The sequence below is a fragment of the Exiguobacterium sp. s36 genome, from assembly GCF_018618345.1.
Lineage (GTDB): Bacteria > Bacillota > Bacilli > Exiguobacteriales > Exiguobacteriaceae > Exiguobacterium > Exiguobacterium chiriqhucha.
In genome coordinates this window covers 315,851-335,317 of the sequence record NZ_JACSLW010000003.1, presented here as the reverse complement: position 1 = coordinate 335,317, position 19,467 = coordinate 315,851, and the positions used below count along the sequence as shown (strand labels likewise).

The following is a 19,467-nucleotide window of genomic DNA, read 5'->3' as shown; positions in this document are numbered from 1 at the left end:
ATTCGCCCCAACGGCGAATCCTCTCTTTTGTTTAGGCGAGCAAAGTGAGCATGAGCGCCTTTTGCGCGTGTAAGCGATTCTCGGCTTGATCGAACACGACCGACTGCGGACCATCGATGACGTCGGCCGTCACTTCTTCGCCGCGATGGGCCGGGAGGCAGTGTAGGAAAATCGCCTCTGACTTCGCTTGCTGCATGAGCGAAGCATCGACTTGGAACGTCGCAAACTGCGTCAACCGTTCCGCCGCTTCCGCTTCTTGCCCCATGCTCGCGAACACATCCGTGTAAATGACATCCGCACCCGTGGCGGCAGCAACCGGGTCTTGCCAAAGCGTGATGCTCCCCCCTGTCGTTGCCGCGAGTTCATTCGCTCGTTCGAAAATCTCGGTCTCGACCGTATATGCTTCTGGCGAGGCGATGCGGATGCGCATCCCACTGAGCGCGCCCCCGATCATGAGCGAGTGGGCCATATTGTTCCCGTCGCCGATGTACGTCAACGTCTTCCCTGTTCTCGTGCCGAACACTTCCTCGACCGTCAACAAGTCGGCGAGTACTTGGCACGGGTGATGGGAATCGGTCAATCCGTTGATGATTGGAATCGAACCTGCCGAAGCGAGCGTCTCGACCGTCGCGTGGGCGTACGTCCGAATCATGAGCGCATCGACATAACGGCTCATGACTTGTATCGTATCCGTCAGCGGTTCCCCACGCCCGATTTGTAAATCACTGCTGCTCAAGAACAGCGGATAACCGCCGAGTTCGACGACACCGACCTCGAACGACATCCGGGTCCGGGTCGAGGCCTTCTCGAACAAGAGCGCCACTTTCTTGCCGGCGAGCGCCGACTGGAACGCTTCCGGCTGTCGTTTCACTTCGGCCGCGAGTCCAAGCAAGTCGTCGAGGGCGGACGGAGTCAGTTCCTCGAGTGTCAGTAGATGATTGATGGTTTTCGTCGTCATAATGGTAGTCCCTCTCCTGTCTGCATCGTTTGAAGTGAACGGACCCGCATCGGTTCCGCTTGCATCGCTTGTTGATAGTATTCGGCAAGATGTGTCTCCGAGATGACGTGGACGCCATTTCGGACCGCCGTCTCACGTGCCGCTTGCTCTTCTGGTGCGTTCGAGAATAGGACCGACACGTTTTGGAACTCGGTCGTCTCATCAAGCGTTTGATCACTATATGACGACCAGCCTTGGCCGGCTACGGTCTCAGTCCGATTCATGACGCGCGTCGTCGTCGCATCGTAACAGAACCGTTCGGACACGTAAGGGATCATGCTGAATTGGAGTGTCTCTCCGGTCGAGCGCATGACGGGTCCGGTGAGCGGGTCGACGCCTGGCAATTTCAAACTCGAGAACACCGGTGTCTTGATGGCATAGCCGCTCCATACCGGACGTGCCTCTGGGACGACGGTTGCCAACTCATGGCCGAACGCCGCGAGCGTCGCCCATTCGATGAGTGGTTCCCCGGTCACTTTACTGACGATTGGGACCGTCCGAGATGCACGCGGATTGATTTCGAGCACGTAAATGACGTCGCCCTTCAAAACGAATTGGATATTGAGCGCGCCCCGGTACGTGAGTGCTCGCCCGATTGTTTGAACGATGGCTTCAATCTCGGCTTGTTGCGCGAGTGACGTCTTGATCGGCGGCAGAATCATCGTCGAATCGCCCGAATGGACACCGGCTGCCTCAATCTGTTCGAGCAAGGCCGGAACGTAGACGGTTTTCCCGTCAGTGACACAGTCGACTTCGAGTTCACGTCCATCGACATACGCATCGACGAGGAGCGGATAAGTCAAGTGCGGTTCGACTTGAGCCAACTCCGCCGCAGTCCGGATGATATACATGCCTTTTCCACCGATGACGTAGGAGGGACGGACGACACATGGATACCCGAGACGATCGATCGCGGACGTCAACTCGTCAACTGATCCGACCTCTTCTCCAGGGATGTGGGCCACCCCGATTTCGTCAAGGAATTGATAGAACCGATCCCGGTCCTCCATTTGATCGATGACGTCTGCCGTCGCCCCGAGCAAGTGGTAGCCTTTGGTTTCTAGCGCACGGGCGAGTGAGATGCCGGTCTGGCCGCCGAACTGGATGAGGACGTCCTGACAGCCTTCTGCCTCCAATACGTGGACGACATCTTCAAACGTCAACGGTTCGACGTACAGTTTGTCTGCGACCGTGAAGTCGGTTGACACCGTCTCCGGATTGTTGTTGATCATAATCGTCTCGACCCCGAGCTTTTGAAGGGCCCAGACAGCGTGCACCGAACTGTAATCGAACTCGATACCTTGCCCGATGCGAATCGGCCCTGACCCGATGATGGCGACTTTCGGGCGCTCGCTCGGCACGACTTCAGACGTCCCGTGCCACGACCCGTAAAAGTACGGTGTGTGGCTCTCGAACTCGGCGGCACACGTATCAATCATCTGATAGACCGGATGGATGTCGTGTTCGAGCCGCATCGCTGCGACTGCGTCGGCCGTGACGTTCATCTGTTGCGCAATCTGGGCGTCAGTGAAACCGAACCGTTTCGCTCGCAACAAGTTTTCTTTCATAGACAGGTCCAGACGGATTGTCGTCACGAGTCGCTCGAACGTCATCATGAAGTGCGGGGCGATACCCGTCAGCGCTTCAAGCTGTGACGCCGTGGCGATTCCCCGATCGAGTAACGCGAGGCACGCCAGGAGACGACGATCGGTCGGTGCCGAAATTTCAGCGTAGAGCGCGTCAGGATCAGCTGTCGCCATCCAACTCGGATAGAGCGGACTCTGCTCGACACCGGCACCGTGCCACGCTTTCTGTAGCGCTTCTTCGAGTGTTTTGCCCATCGCCATGCTCTCCCCGGTCGCTTTCATCTGCGGTCCGAGCGTCCGGTCCGTCCCATTGAACAAATCGAACGGGAACGTCGGCACTTTCGCCGTCACATAATCGAGGGCCGGCTCGAAGCTCGCCATCGTCCCGTTCGTGACGGGATTTATGCAATCGTCGAGTCGTTCCCCGAGGGCAAGACGGGTGGCAATCTTCGCAATCGGATAACCGGTCGCCTTCGAGGCGAGCGCCGAGCTACGTGAGACACGCGGGTTCACTTCAATCACGTAATAGGCGTCTTCCGTCGGATGAACGGCGAACTGGATGTTACACCCGCCGACGACACCAAGTGCCGAGACGATTCGGAACGCGGCGCTCCGTAACGTCTGATGCATGACATCCGATAGTGTCTGGGCCGGGGCGAACACGACCGAATCGCCCGTATGGACGCCGACCGGGTCGATGTTTTCCATGTTGCAGACGATGATACACGTCCCGTTGGCGTCGCGCATGACCTCATATTCGAACTCTTTATACCCGGCGATACTCTGCTCGATTAAACACTGCGAGATGGGACTCGCCTCGAGACCACGTTGCGCAAGCGTGTAGGCGGCATCAATCGTCTCCGCAATCCCGCCGCCGGTACCGCCGAGCGTGAACGCCGGACGGACGATGAGCGGGACGCCCGTCTCGGCGATAAAGCCGTCAAGGGCCTCGATCGATTCGATGGTCGTGCTGACCGGGAGCGGTTCCCCAAGTTCGTTCATCTTCTGTTTGAACCGTTCGCGGTCCTCCCCGTCGCGAATCGTCTCGAGCGACGTCCCAAGGAGGGCGATCCCGTATCGTTCGAGCACACCGGCCTCGTCCAAGGCGAGCGCCAAATTGAGGGCGGTCTGCCCGCCGACCGTGGCAAGCAAGTGGGTCGGACGTTCTGTCTCGATAATCAACTCGGCCTTCTCTAACGTCATCGCCTCGATGTATGTGTGATCGGCCAAACCGGGATCGGTCATGATCGTGGCCGGGTTCGAGTTGAAGAGCACGACCTCACAGCCTGCTTCTCGAAGCGCTTGGCACGCCTGTGTGCCCGAATAGTCAAACTCGGCCGCCTGTCCGATGATAATCGGACCTGAACCGATGACGAGTACTTTCTTATGCATAGACGTTCACCCCTTGCTGAATCATTTCGTCGAAGCGGTCAAAGATGGCTTGTGCTTCCTTTGGTCCCGGACTGGCCTCCGGATGAAACTGGGCCGAGAGAATCGGGGCCGTCCGGTGCAATGTCCCTTCGACTGATAAATCGTTAACGTTTTCAAATAGCAGTTCGAGCGGCGTCGCTTCCAAACTGTCCCGTTTGACGACGTACCCGTGATTTTGCGACGTCATCCACACTTCACCCGTCTGGACGTTCCGGACCGGATGATTGGATCCGCGGTGTCCGTAAGCCTGTTTTTCAATCTCACACCCGAAGGCGAGCGCGAGCAGTTGATGGCCCATACAAATGCCGAGTGTCGGATACGCCAGTGACACTTCACGCACATCATCGAGGTAGTCGATTAAATCACGTGGGTCTCCCGGACCGTTCGACACGAGAATCCCGGTCGGCGCGAGCGCATGGACTTGGGCGGCCGTCGTATCGAACGGAACGACTGTCACCGCGTACCCTCGCTCCACCATCGCTTGAACCATCGACGCCTTCACGCCGAAATCAAGACAGACGATATGTCCGCTCGCCCCGTTGCCGTGACGCACATGACGTGGCGTCGAAACGGTCTCCGTAATCTGATGTAGGTCCCCATCGAACGACACATCCGATTCAGACGTCATCACGCCCCACTGATCCCCATGTTCACGAAGGGCATGGACGAGCGAGCGCGTGTCGACGTCAGACAGTACCGGCACTCCGGACTGCTCCAACCAATCCTTCAAGTCGGTCGCCGCCCCGTTGCCAGCTAACGTCTGGACGAGCACGCCCGCCACTTGAATGTCCGCACTTTCAGATGCTGCGTCGGTCAACCCATATTGTCCGATGAGCGGATATGTGAACGCGACGATTTGACCGGCGTACGAAGGATCGGTCAACACTTCTTGATAACCGGTCATCCCTGTGAAGAAGACGACCTCCCCTTTCGCCGAGCGCGCACTCGTCTCCCACGTCCCGTTGAACTGTTGACCGCTTTGTAACGTCACTGTCCCCGTCATGACACCATCTCCTTTGTAATCACATGTCCAATGATTGCGAGCGCCTCATCCACTTCGGCTTCTGTAAGCAACAAAGACGGCAAGAAGCGAATCACGTCAGGACCTGCCGCAACGACCAAGAGGCCAGCGTCTCGCAACTGTTCGATCCATGCCGCGACCGATTGCGTCGCGACGAGCCCGAGCATCAAACCGAGTCCACGTACCTCGGTGAATGTCTCTCCGTCGACAAATTGTTCCAAGCCCGCTCGTAATCGCGCGCCCATCGCATTGACGTGGGCAAGTGCGTCCGCCTCGAACAAAATGTCGAGCGTCGCTTCCGCCGCGGCCATCGCGAGCGGATTGCCGCCGAACGTCGAACCGTGACTGCCAGCCGTGAAGACGTGTTCCGCACCTGCTGCTGTCAAAATCGCTCCGACAGGAAAACCACTACCGAGCCCTTTCGCGAGCGTGACGACGTCCGGTTTAAGCGGTGTCTGTTCGAACGCGAAACGGGTACCTGTGCGGGCAATCCCGGTCTGCACCTCATCGACGACGATTTTGACACCATGCTCAGTCGCTTTCGCTTGAAGCGCTTCGAGCCATGCCGCGTCAGCGACGACGACCCCACCCTCGCCTTGGACGATTTCGAGCCAGACCGCAGCCGTCTCGTCATCGATCATGCCGAGTGCATCCATATCGTTGAACGGCGCGTGTACAAAATCAGACACCATCGGGCCGAATCCGGCTTTGACCTTGTCTTGTCCGGTCGCCCCGAGCATGGCGAACGAGCGACCGTGGAACGATTTCGTGAACGTCACGATTTTTGTCTTGTTCGTCCATTTCCGAATCAATTTGAATGCCCCTTCGTTCGCCTCGGTCCCGCTGTTACAGAAGAACGCATGCGTCAAATGCGTCCCTGACATGAGCGTCTCGGCGACGCGCGCTTGCCCGCTGATGTTGTAAAGGTTCGAGGTGTGCCACACTTTTTGAAGCTGCGCCTCTAGCGTTTGGCTCACGTGCGGATGACGATGACCCGTCCCGCAGACGGCGATGCCCATGACGAAATCGAGATACCGCTTCCCCGCCGTATCGGTCACGTAGGACCCGCTCGCCTGCTCAATCTCAATATGTCGTTGTCCGTATGTCGGTAGTAGTGAATGCATGGTGCACCTCCTGTAGTGTTGTCCCGGGATGAACCGGGTCCTTGCCGTCACGGATGACGGCGACTGCAATCCCTCCTGCTAGAGCTGCTAAGAGCGCCTCGGTTTTCGGGATCATCCCCCCATAGATATCCCCTGTGGCGATGGCCGTTTGGACGTCTTCACGTGTCAGCGTTTGACGGAACGTCCCATCAATCCGGATACCTGGGACGTCAGTGATCATTTCGAAGCAGTCGGCCTGCAGCGCGACCGCGACGGCAATCGCACAATCGTCCCCATTACAGTTCAACGTGCCTTCCGTACCGTGTAATAATGATGTCACGACAGGCACGTAGCGACCCGCGAGCAACAGCTCGAACAAGTCTGTCTCGACCCGGTCGACTTCACCGACCGCCCCGAGTTCCACCAATTGCTTTCCTGTCAGCGTCTGTCCGTCCACACCCGAGAGACCGACCGCTTGAATCTGATGACGACCGAGGGCAGCGACGATTTCGGTCTGCATCTCCCCCGCGAGCACGCGCTCGGCACCGGTCAACACGTCCGCTGTCGTGACACGACGTCCGTCTTGAAACACCGGTTCGATTTGTTGGTGCTCGCAATAAGCGGACAACGCAGGTCCACCCCCATGAACGATCACAAGTTCATGTCCCGCCTCGAGCCATGCCTGCCATTCTTTGAAATAGTCCGGATGGAGCGTGTCCCAAACGCTCCCGCCGAGTTTGACGATTTTCCGTTGTTTCATGTCCGGTAACTCGCGTTGATTTTGACGTAATCGTAAGTCAAATCGCAGCCGTACGCCTGACCTTGTCCGGTGCCGTCCTGCAATCGGATTTGGATCGAGACGACGTCTTGTCCCATCTCTTCTGTCGCGAGCGCCTCATCGAACCAGACCGGCGCACTTTCCATCAGCACATGCTGTGACCCGATGCGGATGTCGACGTGGTTCACGTCAATCGGTTGCTCCGATGCACCGATGGCGGCGATGATGCGTCCCCAGTTCGCATCTTGTCCATAGACGGCCGTCTTCACGAGCGACGAGCCGACGACTTGTTTCGCAATCATCCGAGCCGCCTCATCCGTCTTCGCCCCGACGACCTCGACCTCAATCAATTTCGTCGCCCCTTCCCCGTCACGAGCAATCGCCTTGGCGAGATCTGTGCACACGTCCGTCAACGCTTGGCAGAAGCAGTCATAGGCTGGTGTCCCTTCGATGATTTCATCCATCTCGGTCAGTCCGCTCGCCAAAGCGAGCACCATATCGTTCGTCGAACTGTCCCCGTCGACGGTGATGCTGTTAAACGAGGCGTCCACGCTCTGTTTCAGCGCCCGTTGTAACACGTCGGGCGCGATGACGGCATCGGTCGTGATGAAGCCGAGCATAGTCGCCATGTTCGGATGAATCATTCCCGAGCCTTTGGCCACACCTGCGATTGTCACGGTCGCGCCTCCTTCGGTGTACTCGACGCCCGTACATTTTGTTCCCGTATCGGTCGTCAAAATCGCTTCCGCGAACGACTCCGCCCCCGTCTCCTCATGGATCGGTTCAAGCAAATCGATCCCGTTCAAGAGCGTCTCCATCGGCAACAGTTGACCGATGACACCTGTCGAGGCAATCGCCACTTCTTCCGGTTTCACCCCGATATGTTCGGCCGCCTTATCGCGCATCGTATACGCGTCCTCGAGCCCTTGCGGACCGGTGCAGGCGTTGGCGTTTCCACTGTTAATCAAGACGGCACGAATCTTCCCGCTCGACGCATGTAGCGTTTCTTTCGTCACTTGAATCGGAGCCGCTTGAAATTGGTTCGTCGTATACACCGCGGCGGCACTAGCCAACTGTTCGCAGACGAGCAGGGCTAAATCCTTACGCTTTCGTTTCAGTCCGGCGTGAACCCCGCACGCTTGAAACCCTTTCGGCGTGACGACGTGGACGACAGGGCTGATCGTTGTTTCAATCATTCGTTCTACCTCCTTATATGTATTGGGGTTGTTCATTCAACCCGGCTGTTTCGTTTAATCCAAAGCGGACATTGGCGTTTTGAATCGCTTGTCCGGCCGCACCTTTTTGCATATTGTCGATGACCGAGATGATGGTCAGTCGATTCGTTCGTTGGTCGAGATACACCCACAAGTGACAGTAGTTCGACCCGACGGCCGTCCGAATCTCGGGTTCGCCTTGTTGCACCCGGATAAATGGTTCATCCGCGTAAGCCTGTCGCAATGCGTCCACCCAATCCGCTTCGCTCTGCTCAAGCGTCGGGACGACGCTCATCGTCGCCATGATACCTCGATTGATGGGCAACAGGTGTGTCGAGAGTGACACGGTCGCTTGCGTCCCGCTCACTGCATAAAGCGTCTGTTCAATCTCCGGGATGTGTTGATGTGTGTGGACTTTATACAGTTGCACGTTTTCGTTGGATCGAGCGTGGTGCGTCTTGGCACTGAGTCCCTTCCCGGCACCTGTGATGCCGGAGCAGGCCGAGACGATGATTTCGTTCGAGTCGATCCAGCCTCCGTTCACGAACGGCAATAAGCCGAGCGCGACCGCCGTGGCGTAACACCCGGGATTGGCAATCCAATCGGCCGACCTTACAGCGTCTCGATTCCATTCCGTCAATCCATATACCGCCTGTGCTTGAAGCGATGCCGCTACGGCCGGTTTGCCATACCACGTCTCGTAGCTCGATGCCGGCAGGCGTAAGTCTCCACTCAAATCGATGACGACCCCTTCATATTCCGTCAACTGCGTCACATATTGCGCCGACACTCCGCTTGGCGTCGCGAAAAAGATGACGTCGATGTCGTCCAATGCGTCCACATGGAACGGTTCGAGTGTCAAATCCTCAATCTCTAACCATGGGTACAGTTGCGCGAGTGTCGACCCGGCGCTCGAATCGCTCATCGCCCGGACGAGCGTGAACTCGGGATGTTTCCCGATCAGCTTTAACAGCTCCATCCCGGCGTACCCCGTGACGCCGACGATTCCACAAGTGATCATCTGCCGAACCTCCTTAAAAGAATAAATTGATTAAAACATACGCATATTTATACTGTCAATTGTATTTTTATACAAAATAGGCAGAGAGGTTCCTGCCAGAACACGAAAAAACGGCCCGGTGCAACAGCACCGGACCGTGGATATGAATTAAATTTGATTTTTATGACGAGCGTCTTGAAGCGCGTCGACCAAGTCTTTCACGTCTTCGACGAGATTTTGAATCGTATCTTGGTTCTCTTCATAGAGTGCCTTCAAATCCATGACACGATCTTTCAAACTCGCTTTCGAAGAGGCTTGAAGGCCGACCGAATGAGCTTGTGTAGACGTATCGTGTGACTTGAGTCGTGATTTCATATGCTTGAGCTGGCTGACTTGTTGCTCGCGCGTCTCTCTGTGGAGAAGCGATGCCCCGGCTCCGATGACGGCACCTGCGGCCATACCTAACCAGAAATAGTTCTTGTTCATAAAAAATCCTCCCCTAACGTGACGTTATGTTTATTATAGGTCATCCGCTCCATCGACGACATAGTGTTTTATGATTGGACCTGCTCCTTTTTGTTCGACGGCTTCTTTCAGCCATTCTTGGAACAAGACGTAGTCGGTCGAATCACGAAAACGATTCCCGCCTTCGGTGAATTGGATGAAAACAACCCCGTGGTTGTCTTCCGGGTCGACACCGAGCCGATAGGCGGCAAAACCGCTATGGCCAGACCCAAGACGTGATTTGTCTTTCAACAAACGATGGAACAAGAGCGACCGGGCGTTCGAATCGACCGGAATGTTCGCATAGACAATATTCCCTTTCGGGGCGAATTGTCCTTCTGCTTCTTCGATTTGAAACGTCTTTCCGCTCTGGAACGGAGACTTGTCCCCTTCGGCGAGTAAAATCGTTTCCGTCCCGTTTGCGACGAGCACACCCGGTTGTTGACGCAATCGTTCAGCGACCGTACCTGAGGCGAATGTCATGAATAGCTTAGACAAGCTCCTCACAACCTTTCGCGAGCATGTTGTCTTTCTCCGTGATTCCACCTTCGTCATGCGTCGACACGGTCAACGTGACGTTCCGATACTCGATTAAGATGTTCGGATGGTGATCGAGCGACTCCGCCAAATCGGCGACGAGATGGACGAATTGAATCGCCTCTGGAAACGTCTCGAGACGATACGTCTTTTGCAATTCCCCTTCGACAACGTCCCAGCCGTTTAAGCGGGACAGTTGCTCTGACAGTTCGGTTGATGACAGCAGCATGTGCTGATTCCCCTTTCGCAAACAGTTCTTCTTACACCTAGTACCCGACCGCGATCAAAAATAATCTTTTTCGCTTCACGCAAAATGATTTAGAATAAGAAGGATAGCCAACTATTCTTCATATGAGAGAGGAGATCTCGCCATGCGAGCATTGATTGTGATCGACTACACGTTTGATTTTATCGCAGATACGGGTCGTTTGACTTGTGGAAAACCAGGGCAAGACATAGAAGAACGAATCGTCCAGTTAATCGAGGAGTTTGCGGACGAGGATTATGTCGTCATCGCGAACGATGTCCACGACGCCGGCGACACGTATCATCCTGAGACGACGCTCTTCCCGCCCCACAACATCCGCGGCACGGAAGGCCGTGAACTGTATGGAACCGTCAAAGCGGCAGCAGCGCGGGCCGACCATTGGATTGATAAGACACGCTACAGTGCCTTCGCCGGGACTGACCTTGATTTGCGTTTACGCGAACGGGCCATCACGGAAATCCATCTCGTCGGTGTATGCACGGACATTTGTGTACTCCATACGGCAGTCGACGCGTACAACCTCGGCTATACAATCGTCGTCCACGCCGACGCCGTCCAAAGCTTCAACCCAGTCGGCCACGATTGGGCGCTCGAACATTTTGTCACGACACTCGGGGCCACTGTGACCGGGAAGTGACGTAAAACAGAAAGGAACGATTATGTTACATCGCAACTTAGCGCTTCACACCGACCTATACCTCCCACGTTGGATGTATATCTATTGGAAACAAGGCCGTCACAACGAACGAGTCGTGTTCGACCTCTATTATCGCTCGAACCCGTTCAGCGGAGGATATGTCGTCTTCGCCGGCCTGCAAAACATCGTCCACTACTTAGAGAACGTCTCGTTCACGGAAGAGGACATCCGTTACTTGAAACAACAACTCGACTTCGAGGACGAGTTTGCGGATGTACTCCGCAACTTCAAGTTCACCGGCTCGCTCTATAGCGTCCGCGAAGGAGAAGTCATCTTCCCGAATGAACAAGTCGTCCGCATCGAATCGACGATTTTTGAGGCGAAGCTGTTCCAGACGGCGCTCTTGAACATCGCCAACCATGAGTCACTCATCGCAACGAAATACGCGCGCATCCGTCAAGCCGCGCCGAATGAGACGTTGCTCGAAGGCGGCGCCCGCCGCGCCCAAGGCGTCGATGCTGCGTATTACGGGACTCGGGCCGCCTATATCGCCGGTTTCGACGTCACGAGTTTGGTTTCGGCCGGACGCGATTTCGATGTCCCGACCGGCGGAACGATGGAACACGCCGACATCCAGTTCCATGATGAGGAGCTTGAGGCGTTCCGCTCGTTCGCCGAGATGTATCCAGACAACACGAGCCTGTTGATTGACACGTACGACACGCTCAAGTCCGGTCTTCCGAACGCGATCACGGTCGCCAAGGAACTCGAGGCGAAAGGCTATCGCTTGAAGTCGGTCCGACTCGACTCGGGTGACTTGGCCTACTTGTCGAAACGGGCCCGAAAAGCATTGAATGCGGCCGGACTCGACTACGTCAAAATCGTCGTCTCGGGCGACCTTGATGAGTACGTCATTCAAGACTTGCGGATGCAGGGCGCTGAAGCCGACACATTCCTCGTCGGGACGCGCGGCATCACGGCCTACGAACAACCCGCGCTCGGCATGGTGTACAAGCTCGTCGCCCGCGAAGGCGCCGACGGGAAACTGAAGCCGGTCATCAAAGTCTCGTCTTCGAAAGTGAAGACGACGACACCACACAAGAAAGAATTGTATCGCATCATCGATAACGAGACCGGGAAATTCAAAGGGGATTATATCGCCCTAGCTGACGAGCCGGTCGAGACGTATAAAGAGATCGACTTGATTGATGTGCGCGACCCAGCGTTCCGCATCAAGACACGCAACTTTAGTGTCAAACGTTTGCTCGTCCCGATTTTCCAAGACGGCGAACGCGTCTATGACTTACCGAACGCGACAGAGATTCGCGCGTATCATCATGAGCAAATGAACGGTTTATGGGAAGAGTACAAACGCCTCCGCTTGCCGGAAGTGTATTCGGTCACCTTCAGTAAACCGCTCTGGGACTTGAAACTCGAAATGATTCGTCAAACACGGATTCCGAAATAAAAACAAGAGGCTGCGGATTTTTTTCCGTAGCCTCTTGTTTTATGCCGTCGTCATCTCATTCGCATGGATTTTATCTTCTTTTCTCCGAAAGTAAAGTGCGATTGAAAGAGAGATCAAAATCAATATGAAGTAAACGGTCCGTTGCCAAAACGTCGCTTCCGTATCTCCTTGGAACAACGCGATGATATAATCACTCCCGCTCACGAAAAACAATCCCGCGAGCAAAAGAAAGATTCGATATCCGGCCCGACTCCGCTCCTGCTTTACTTTGAAGAAAAGGACACCATAATAACCGATTGCTAGAATCGCGATATACCCGATTATGCCAACAACCCAACTCATCTTGATGCCTCCTTGTCCTCTATTTTTTTACGTCGCTTCCCCGCTATCGTAACACAATCTTCGAACCAGACTGTGTTAAGATGGATTAAAGAAAATGTGGAAGGGATCGATACGATGAAAACGTTCCGCCTAGTCCAAGTTCGCCTCGTCCAAGACGAGTATGGTAACGAGTTGAACCTCCCTGTCGAACTACTCGATGGGTTGATTATCTCGAAAGAGCATGACAACGAATGGCTCCTCGAGATGCTCGTTCCGACCGAATTTGCCGTCACGCTTCATCACTATTTGAATAAGCGAATCCTGCTCCTTGCCGAAGCCGTCATCACGTCACCGGCGAACCGCCCGGCCGCCCTCGCGCTGACGTTCACGAGCGAACGGTCGCTCAGCGACCACCACACGTTCGTCGCGGAAGGGCTCATGCTGATGCCGAAGCAAGACCCGACCAAGCAAGTACTCGATTCGTTGATTTCCGAAGGCGTGGCGAACGCCGAACTCAAACCGTCCTTCTTCGAAAAACAAGTCGAACAGCAGCAGTCGTTCAGCCGTTCCGCCTTCACACAGCTCGTCAAGACAGGATCGTTCGAATAAGTCGAACGGTCTTGTTTTTCTTTCCCCGTTTTTATAAATAACTCAACCCAAAAAGGCGAAGAAATTTCTTCGCCTCAAATGTAGATGAAAAACAAGATGACCATCATCGTCATCCCGACAACTTTGAGCACCGTGCTGCCGAGGAAAGCGAGTACGGTCCCGACACCGATACTCCACGCTTCACGCGTCGACTTCCCGAGCGTGAGTTCCGCTAAAAACGCGAAGATGAACGGGAAGATGAGCACCCCGACGAGCGGGAAGATGAACGGTCCTGCAATCAAACCGATCGTCGCCCCCCATTTCGCCCGTTCAGAACCGCCCCGTTTATCGACCGTAGCCCGGGTGACGATATAGTCGACCACGAACAGGAAGATCAAGAACAAAATCTGCCAGAGCCAAAATGTCCATGTGAGCGGCTCGAACGAGAAGCCGAAGCCGTAAATCACATAACCGATGAATAAGAACAAGACGCTCGGGATGACCGGATAAATCAATCCCGCGAACGCGACAATAAATGATGCGATGATGAAAATCCAGAGCAATGTCGTCATGAGTTTCTCCTCACTTCGCGACGATCACATTCGTAATATGGTCGGCGACATTGACCGCCTTGACCACGAACTGACCGTCTTGATGTTCGATATAGTTCGAGCAGGCGTTACGCATGGCATGACGGAACGTATACGTGTCGTCAATCGCCGATAGCGCGGCTTTAATCGCATGTGAATGACAGACGACGATGATACGTTTGCCAGCATGCGTCTCAACGAGATCGTGCATACCGCTCAAGACACGTGCTCGCATCTCGTCTTCTGACTCGAGACCAGGTACGCGGTCTTGGTCATCGGCTTGGACGGCTTCATAGATGCCCGGTACCGGTTTTCCCGACGCGGCCCCGAATTCACGCTCGATGAAACGTTCGTCCCGGATGATATGTGATTCGTCGATGCCGCACGCCTCCGCGATGTAACGCGCCGTGTCGACGGCCCGTGACAACGGGCTCGCCACGATGACGTCCCATGATTCTTGACTTAAAAAGGCCGCACTCTCTTCGGCCTGCCGATGTCCGAGTGCGTTGAGCGGGATGTCTTCCCGTCCTTGAATGATTTCTTGAAAGTTCCAATCGGTCTGACCATGTCGGACCAAGCAAAGTTCTGTCACGCGAGTCACTCCTTTATGATTCCTAAATCCTACCCCATCGTACCATCTTTGCGAAAAAGCGCAACGTCACATCATCGCGTCATCGATGAAACGATCGATGCGGGCCATGAGTTGCGTTTCTTTGATCGGGTTGTCGGATTGGAGAAAGCTCGCTAACGAATGCGTACCGTTCGGGAAGGAAATCAGTTGCACGTTCGCACCGACTTCGCTCGCATGTTCCACGAAATGGAGCGCCTGTCCGAACGGGACGATTGGGTCTTTCTTTCCGTGCAAGATGAGGATGGGCGGGGCGTCGTCATAAAGATGCGTGACCGGGGAACACTTCACCATCAGCTCTCGCCACGCCTCCCGGCTCCCCTCATAAAATTTCAAATGCGCGAGCCACGTTTGGATGAACTTGAACAATAAGAAGTTCGTCGGCGGATAGAGGGCGATGACCCCTTTGATCGGCGGGACGTCATCACCTAGTTCACCGGTGAACTGTTTGCTTCGATCGAGCGCCGTCGCTAAGACGAGGGCCGCACCTGCCGAGTCACCCCAGACGATCAGTCGGTTAATATCCAAGTTGAGCAGACCATCGTGCTGTTTTAAGTAGCAAAGCGCATCGGAGACGTCGATAATGTTATCCGGGAAATAGACCCCGTCCTCGAACAGACGATAGTCGATGCTGATGACCGCGAACCCTTTGGCGAGAAAATGGTCGAGCAACGGATGGAACAATGTCACCATACCTCGATTCCCTCGTACGAACGCCCCCCCATGGGCATAGACCGCGACCGGGAACGGTCCATCCCCTGGCGGATAATACACGTCAAATTGGAGCGGACGGTCATTGACAATCTTGTACGTGTGAGTCCGGCGTTTGCGGGTCGAGGGGCGCACCGGCAACTCGGGCTCTTGCCAACGCACGAGCGATCCATACTGGTTCCACACGCTGGCCCCGGCTGCCGTGGCGGCCGCGAGCGCCGCGCCACCGACGAACCAGGCGGTCTCCTTTCTCATATACATCCACTCCTCGTTCTTTTTTTAATCATATTCCCTTTTTCTCGAAAAACCATCCATCTGAAGTCGGACTTGACGTGCACGGATTCGCCACCTATAATATAACTCGCAGTCACAGAACGTAACGGTTACGATTTAAAGGTTCACATAGAGAGGACAGGTGGAAGAGTTCATGAATAAAAAGTTATTAAGTGTCGCCGCTGCCGGCACACTTCTATTAGGTGGATGTGCAAGTAATGAAGAGAGCGGTGCGACGGAGGAGACGAGCGACCAGTTGACCGTTTACGCGTCAACGTTCGCCTTGAAATCATTCGCCGAGGAAATCGGGGGCGATCGTGTCCGTGTCGAAATGGTCATCCCGCCTGGCGCTGATCCCCATACGTACGAGCCGACCTCGAAACAGATGACCGACATCGCCGAGGCGGACTTGTTCTTGACGGTCGGCCACGATCTCGAGCCGTACGTCGAGTCGATGGAAAAGAGCTTGGCCAATGAGAACGTCACGTTCGTGAAGACGGCCGAGGACGTCACACTCCTCTCGGCAGAAGACACGGTCCACGTCCATGGCGAGGACGAGCATAGTGAAGAAGACGAGCACGGACACGAGGAGGACGCTCATGCCGATGAAGAAGCCGGGCATAGTGAAGATGACGGGCATAACCACGGCCAATACGACCCACACGTCTGGCTCGACCCAATGAATGCCGTCTCGATGGCGGAAGCTGTCGAAGCAGCCTTCAGCGAACAGGCACCGGACTATAAAGATGAGTTCGCGGATCGTTTGAGCGCCTTCAAAGAAGAAGCTACGACGTTAGATGGCGAACTACAAGCAGCAGTCGATGGCGGCTCGAAGTCAGAGTTGCTCGTGACACATGCAGCTTACGGCTACTTGGCGGAGCGCTACGGCTTTGACCAACTCCCGATCACGGGTCTCACACCTTCAGAAGAACCGTCGCAACAAGCGTTGAAGCGCGTCATCGAAGAGGCACAGCTTCACGACTTGAAATATATCGCTTTCGAGGATACGGTGACACCGAAAGTCGCACAGGTCGTTCAAAACGAGATCGGTGCGGAGACGGTGACGATTTACAACTTAGAATCGGTCACGAAAGTGCAGATGGACAAGAGTTACTTCGATCTCATGCGCGAGAATGTCAAAGCGCTCGAGACGGCATTGAAATAAGAGTCTCAAAAAAAACAGCTCGGCGCGTTGGCGTCGAGCTGTTTATGTGTGTTCTGGTTCCCGGTCGATTTGTCGAAGCCTCGCCCAAATGACGCCGCATACGAAAATCGGCACCGTCAGCATCACTGTTTGAAGAAGCGTATCGCTCATCACGTTCGTCGGGTACATCAGTTCAATGAACACGAAACAGAGCACCGTCAAACAGAGAAGCGTCGCGAGCAGCTTCTTCAAACTCAGCAATGGATTGCGTTCGCGTAGGAAGAGCACACTATTCCCTATGGCGAAGCCACAGTTCACTACAATCAAAGCGTAGAAGAGCATCGAAATCGGATGATTATAAGCTGGACCCGTCGAGATGACGTAAAACCATATAATCAAAAATGCAAACACGGTGACGAGATTGATTCGACCTAACTGTTTACGACCTGCCCGATACGCGAAGATTGGGCTTAAGATACCGATGACAAACGTCATTTGGGCAAAGAAATCAAGCATACGTCCACTCCTTGAGAAACCATTTGTAATAGTTTACCAATTTTCAAGATGTTTTCATAGCCTGTTCATTCATAGTAAATCAACACGAGCTCATCCCGCTCACTCGCCTCTTCACAGAATCGTTTCAACAGCGTCCATTTGAGCCAAACGTCATCGAACCCGTCATGGTCGACGAACGCCATATCGGCCACATCCTCTTTCGTGAATGCGTTCATCGCATCTTTGACGATATGGAGCAACTGCGGCGTCAAAATCCCGACAACGACCGCCTGCTTCTCATTGACAATCAACTCTTCCCCGATGACGGCCATCTCTAAGTTATACGTGTCATCCCCATCGATATAAATCTCGATTTGTCCAAGAATCTTTTGGAAGCGTTCGATCCTCGGGAGCGTCAACGTCTCATACGTGTCACGTTGTTGACTGTGCACGTGCAACAGCCAATCTAAAATCATTTCCGGGTCTTGGCCGAACGAGACCCATACTTCCGGGGAAATGCGTATATAGTGTGTCGTCTCCATGATTGAACGCCCCCCTTTTCTTCAGTTTACCCATCTTTTGGGCGCAAAAAAACCGTCTACGCGCTTTCGTAGACGGTTTGTCGTTTATGAACGGATCGTGCCTGTTTTGACTTCTTCTTCTGATTCCCAAGCTTCGATGTACTCGCGACCTGGCAGATCTTCAATCGAATCGGCGTAGAAGACCGGATCTTCACCTTGACGGCGTTGCTCCAAGTAATCGTCGAGGACGAGACGGGCAACTTTTGCGAGGCGGAAAATCGCATACAAGTTGACAAGTGCCATGAGACCCATGAACACGTCCGCGATTGACCAGACGAGACCGGCCGAACGGACGGCTCCGAAGAGGACCATGCCGACGACACCGATACGGTAGAGTGTGACGTAAATCTTTTTATCCGAGATGAACTGGATGTTCGTCTCACCATAGTAGTAGTTTCCAAGAATCGAGCTGAACGCGAATAAGAAAATCGCGATCGTGAGGAACGATGTCGCCATCGGACCAATCTCTGCTGTGAGCGCTGCTTGTGTCAATTCGACACCTGCGAACGACTCTGAACCGGCGACACCTGACAACAGGATAATCATCGCTGTCGACGTACAGACGAGAAGCGTGTCGACGAAGACGCTGAACGATTGAATCAATCCTTGTTTGACCGGATGCGATACTTCAGCAGTCGCCGCCGCGTTCGGGGCTGAACCCATCCCCGCTTCGTTCGAGAAGAGACCGCGTCGGATTCCTTGGAGCACCATCGCTCCGATGGCACCACCGAACAATTGTTGAAGTCCGAAGATTCCTTCTGAGAAAATCAAGCCGAAGACTTCCGGCAACAATGAGGCGTTCGAAATCATGACCCACCCGGCGAGCAAGATGTAACCGCCAGCCATAATCGGCACGATGATACTCGAGAGCACGGCGATCGATTGAATCCCGCCGAAGATAACGATAGCTGTCACGACAGCCAAGACGAGACCGACTGTCGTCGTGCTAATCCCGAACTGGTTGCTGACTGACAACGAAATCGTGTTCGATTGAACCGAGTTGAAAGCGAAGCCGAACGAGAACGTGATCAAGATGGCGAATAAAATCCCGAGCCAGCGCTGACCGAGCGCACGTTCCATATAGTAAGCCGGACCACCGCGCCATGTGCGACCGTCGCGAATTTTATATACTTGCGCGAGCGTACTTTCGACGAATGCCGAAGCCGATCCGATGAGCGCGATCAGCCACATCCAGAAGACGGCTCCCGGGCCTCCGAGCGCGATTGCAGTCGCGACACCGGCAATGTTCCCGGTCCCGACGCGTGCAGCCGTCCCGATGGCGAACGCTTGGAATGACGAGACTTGGCCTTTTTCACGCTTCATGCCGTCTTTGAACAAGAGGCGGAACATTTCAGGCAACATCCGGAACTGGACGAACCCCATGCGAACGGTGAAATACAAACCTAAGGCGACAAGGACAACGATTAGCACTGACGACCAGAGCAGGTCGTTGGCATTTGTAACGAGATCTTCTACGAATTTCTCCATCTTTAAATCCTCCGTGTATGTGTAAGTTATAAGAAAAAGTTATGTCAACTTTCTTTACATGAGTAGAATTATAGGAAAAACGTTAAAAAAATGCAATCTTTTTC

Annotated in this window: 21 protein-coding genes; 4 read left to right on the top strand and 17 right to left on the bottom strand. The window is 54.5% G+C overall.

Annotated features, from left to right (window positions below):
- Positions 1-31 precede the first annotated feature (31 nt).
- The 10 genes from argF to KNP95_RS09565 form a co-directional block, all read right to left on the bottom strand.
- A complete protein-coding gene (gene argF, locus KNP95_RS09610) occupies positions 32-958 on the bottom strand; it encodes an ornithine carbamoyltransferase (RefSeq protein WP_214836831.1) in 927 nt (308 codons plus the stop codon).
- Positions 955-3,975, bottom strand: a complete 3,021-nt coding sequence (gene carB, locus KNP95_RS09605; RefSeq protein WP_214836828.1) for a carbamoyl-phosphate synthase (glutamine-hydrolyzing) large subunit — start codon at positions 3,973-3,975, stop codon at positions 955-957. The genes argF and carB overlap by 4 nt, the downstream gene beginning before the upstream one ends.
- Positions 3,968-5,017, bottom strand: a complete 1,050-nt coding sequence (locus KNP95_RS09600) for a carbamoyl phosphate synthase small subunit (protein ID WP_214836825.1) — start codon at positions 5,015-5,017, stop codon at positions 3,968-3,970. The genes carB and KNP95_RS09600 overlap by 8 nt, the downstream gene beginning before the upstream one ends.
- A complete protein-coding gene (locus KNP95_RS09595) occupies positions 5,014-6,159 on the bottom strand; it encodes an aspartate aminotransferase family protein (RefSeq protein ID WP_214836824.1) in 1,146 nt (381 codons plus the stop codon). The genes KNP95_RS09600 and KNP95_RS09595 overlap by 4 nt, the downstream gene beginning before the upstream one ends.
- Positions 6,119-6,898 carry an acetylglutamate kinase gene (gene argB / locus KNP95_RS09590; protein ID WP_214836821.1) on the bottom strand — a complete coding sequence of 260 codons (780 nt, stop codon included), beginning with the start codon at positions 6,896-6,898 and terminating at the stop codon, positions 6,119-6,121. The genes KNP95_RS09595 and argB overlap by 41 nt, the downstream gene beginning before the upstream one ends.
- Positions 6,895-8,112 carry a bifunctional glutamate N-acetyltransferase/amino-acid acetyltransferase ArgJ gene (gene argJ, locus KNP95_RS09585; protein ID WP_021068172.1) on the bottom strand — a complete coding sequence of 406 codons (1,218 nt, stop codon included), beginning with the start codon at positions 8,110-8,112 and terminating at the stop codon, positions 6,895-6,897. Before argJ ends, argB begins: the two co-directional genes overlap by 4 nt.
- Positions 8,113-8,125: 13 nt before the next feature.
- Entirely contained in the window at positions 8,126-9,151 is a 1,026-nt protein-coding gene (gene argC, locus KNP95_RS09580) for an N-acetyl-gamma-glutamyl-phosphate reductase (RefSeq protein ID WP_214836818.1), read from the bottom strand.
- A gap of 147 nt (positions 9,152-9,298) precedes the next feature.
- A complete protein-coding gene (locus KNP95_RS09575; RefSeq protein ID WP_021068170.1) occupies positions 9,299-9,616 on the bottom strand; it encodes a hypothetical protein in 318 nt (105 codons plus the stop codon).
- 33 nt (positions 9,617-9,649) lie between these two features.
- Positions 9,650-10,132 (bottom strand): hypothetical protein, encoded by a 483-nt coding sequence (locus KNP95_RS09570; RefSeq protein WP_236355776.1) that lies wholly within the window; start codon positions 10,130-10,132, stop codon positions 9,650-9,652.
- Complete coding sequence (locus KNP95_RS09565; RefSeq protein ID WP_214836815.1) at positions 10,125-10,400, bottom strand: 4a-hydroxytetrahydrobiopterin dehydratase; 276 nt, start codon at positions 10,398-10,400, stop codon at positions 10,125-10,127. Before KNP95_RS09565 ends, KNP95_RS09570 begins: the two co-directional genes overlap by 8 nt.
- Before the next feature lie 142 nt (positions 10,401-10,542).
- Between KNP95_RS09565 and KNP95_RS09560 the strand changes: the two genes are divergently transcribed.
- On the top strand, positions 10,543-11,076 hold the full coding sequence (locus tag KNP95_RS09560; RefSeq protein WP_021068167.1) for a cysteine hydrolase family protein: 534 nt from the start codon (positions 10,543-10,545) through the stop codon (positions 11,074-11,076).
- A gap of 22 nt (positions 11,077-11,098) precedes the next feature.
- Positions 11,099-12,544, top strand: a complete 1,446-nt coding sequence (locus KNP95_RS09555) for a nicotinate phosphoribosyltransferase (protein WP_214836812.1) — start codon at positions 11,099-11,101, stop codon at positions 12,542-12,544.
- Between the two features lie 39 nt (positions 12,545-12,583).
- On the opposite strand, the gene KNP95_RS09550 is transcribed toward KNP95_RS09555, so the two are convergent.
- Positions 12,584-12,886: a hypothetical protein gene (locus KNP95_RS09550; protein WP_021068165.1), complete on the bottom strand. Its 303-nt coding sequence runs from the start codon at positions 12,884-12,886 to the stop codon at positions 12,584-12,586.
- A gap of 114 nt (positions 12,887-13,000) precedes the next feature.
- Between KNP95_RS09550 and KNP95_RS09545 the strand changes: the two genes are divergently transcribed.
- Positions 13,001-13,474 (top strand): YwpF family protein, encoded by a 474-nt coding sequence (locus tag KNP95_RS09545; protein WP_021068164.1) that lies wholly within the window; start codon positions 13,001-13,003, stop codon positions 13,472-13,474.
- A gap of 74 nt (positions 13,475-13,548) precedes the next feature.
- Here the strand turns inward: KNP95_RS09545 and KNP95_RS09540 are convergent, their stop codons facing one another.
- From KNP95_RS09540 to KNP95_RS09530, 3 genes are all read right to left on the bottom strand, one after another.
- Positions 13,549-14,025 (bottom strand): DUF456 domain-containing protein, encoded by a 477-nt coding sequence (locus KNP95_RS09540; RefSeq protein ID WP_021068163.1) that lies wholly within the window; start codon positions 14,023-14,025, stop codon positions 13,549-13,551.
- Positions 14,026-14,035: 10 nt separating this feature from the next.
- Positions 14,036-14,635, bottom strand: a complete 600-nt coding sequence (locus KNP95_RS09535) for a histidine phosphatase family protein (protein WP_214836810.1) — start codon at positions 14,633-14,635, stop codon at positions 14,036-14,038.
- A gap of 66 nt (positions 14,636-14,701) precedes the next feature.
- On the bottom strand, positions 14,702-15,637 hold the full coding sequence (locus tag KNP95_RS09530) for an alpha/beta hydrolase (protein ID WP_214714980.1): 936 nt from the start codon (positions 15,635-15,637) through the stop codon (positions 14,702-14,704).
- Positions 15,638-15,809: 172 nt separating this feature from the next.
- On the opposite strand from KNP95_RS09530, the gene KNP95_RS09525 reads away from it, so the two are divergent.
- Positions 15,810-16,820, top strand: coding sequence for a metal ABC transporter solute-binding protein, Zn/Mn family (locus KNP95_RS09525; RefSeq protein ID WP_214836807.1), 1,011 nt, complete (start codon positions 15,810-15,812; stop codon positions 16,818-16,820).
- A gap of 42 nt (positions 16,821-16,862) precedes the next feature.
- On the opposite strand, the gene KNP95_RS09520 is transcribed toward KNP95_RS09525, so the two are convergent.
- The 3 genes from KNP95_RS09520 to KNP95_RS09510 form a co-directional block, all read right to left on the bottom strand.
- Positions 16,863-17,315: a hypothetical protein gene (locus KNP95_RS09520; protein ID WP_214801489.1), complete on the bottom strand. Its 453-nt coding sequence runs from the start codon at positions 17,313-17,315 to the stop codon at positions 16,863-16,865.
- A 65-nt stretch (positions 17,316-17,380) separates the two neighbouring features.
- Positions 17,381-17,836: a DUF1877 family protein gene (locus tag KNP95_RS09515; RefSeq protein ID WP_029596237.1), complete on the bottom strand. Its 456-nt coding sequence runs from the start codon at positions 17,834-17,836 to the stop codon at positions 17,381-17,383.
- Positions 17,837-17,920: 84 nt separating this feature from the next.
- Positions 17,921-19,363 (bottom strand): alanine/glycine:cation symporter family protein, encoded by a 1,443-nt coding sequence (locus tag KNP95_RS09510; protein WP_021068157.1) that lies wholly within the window; start codon positions 19,361-19,363, stop codon positions 17,921-17,923.
- Between the last annotated feature and the right edge of the window lie 104 nt (positions 19,364-19,467).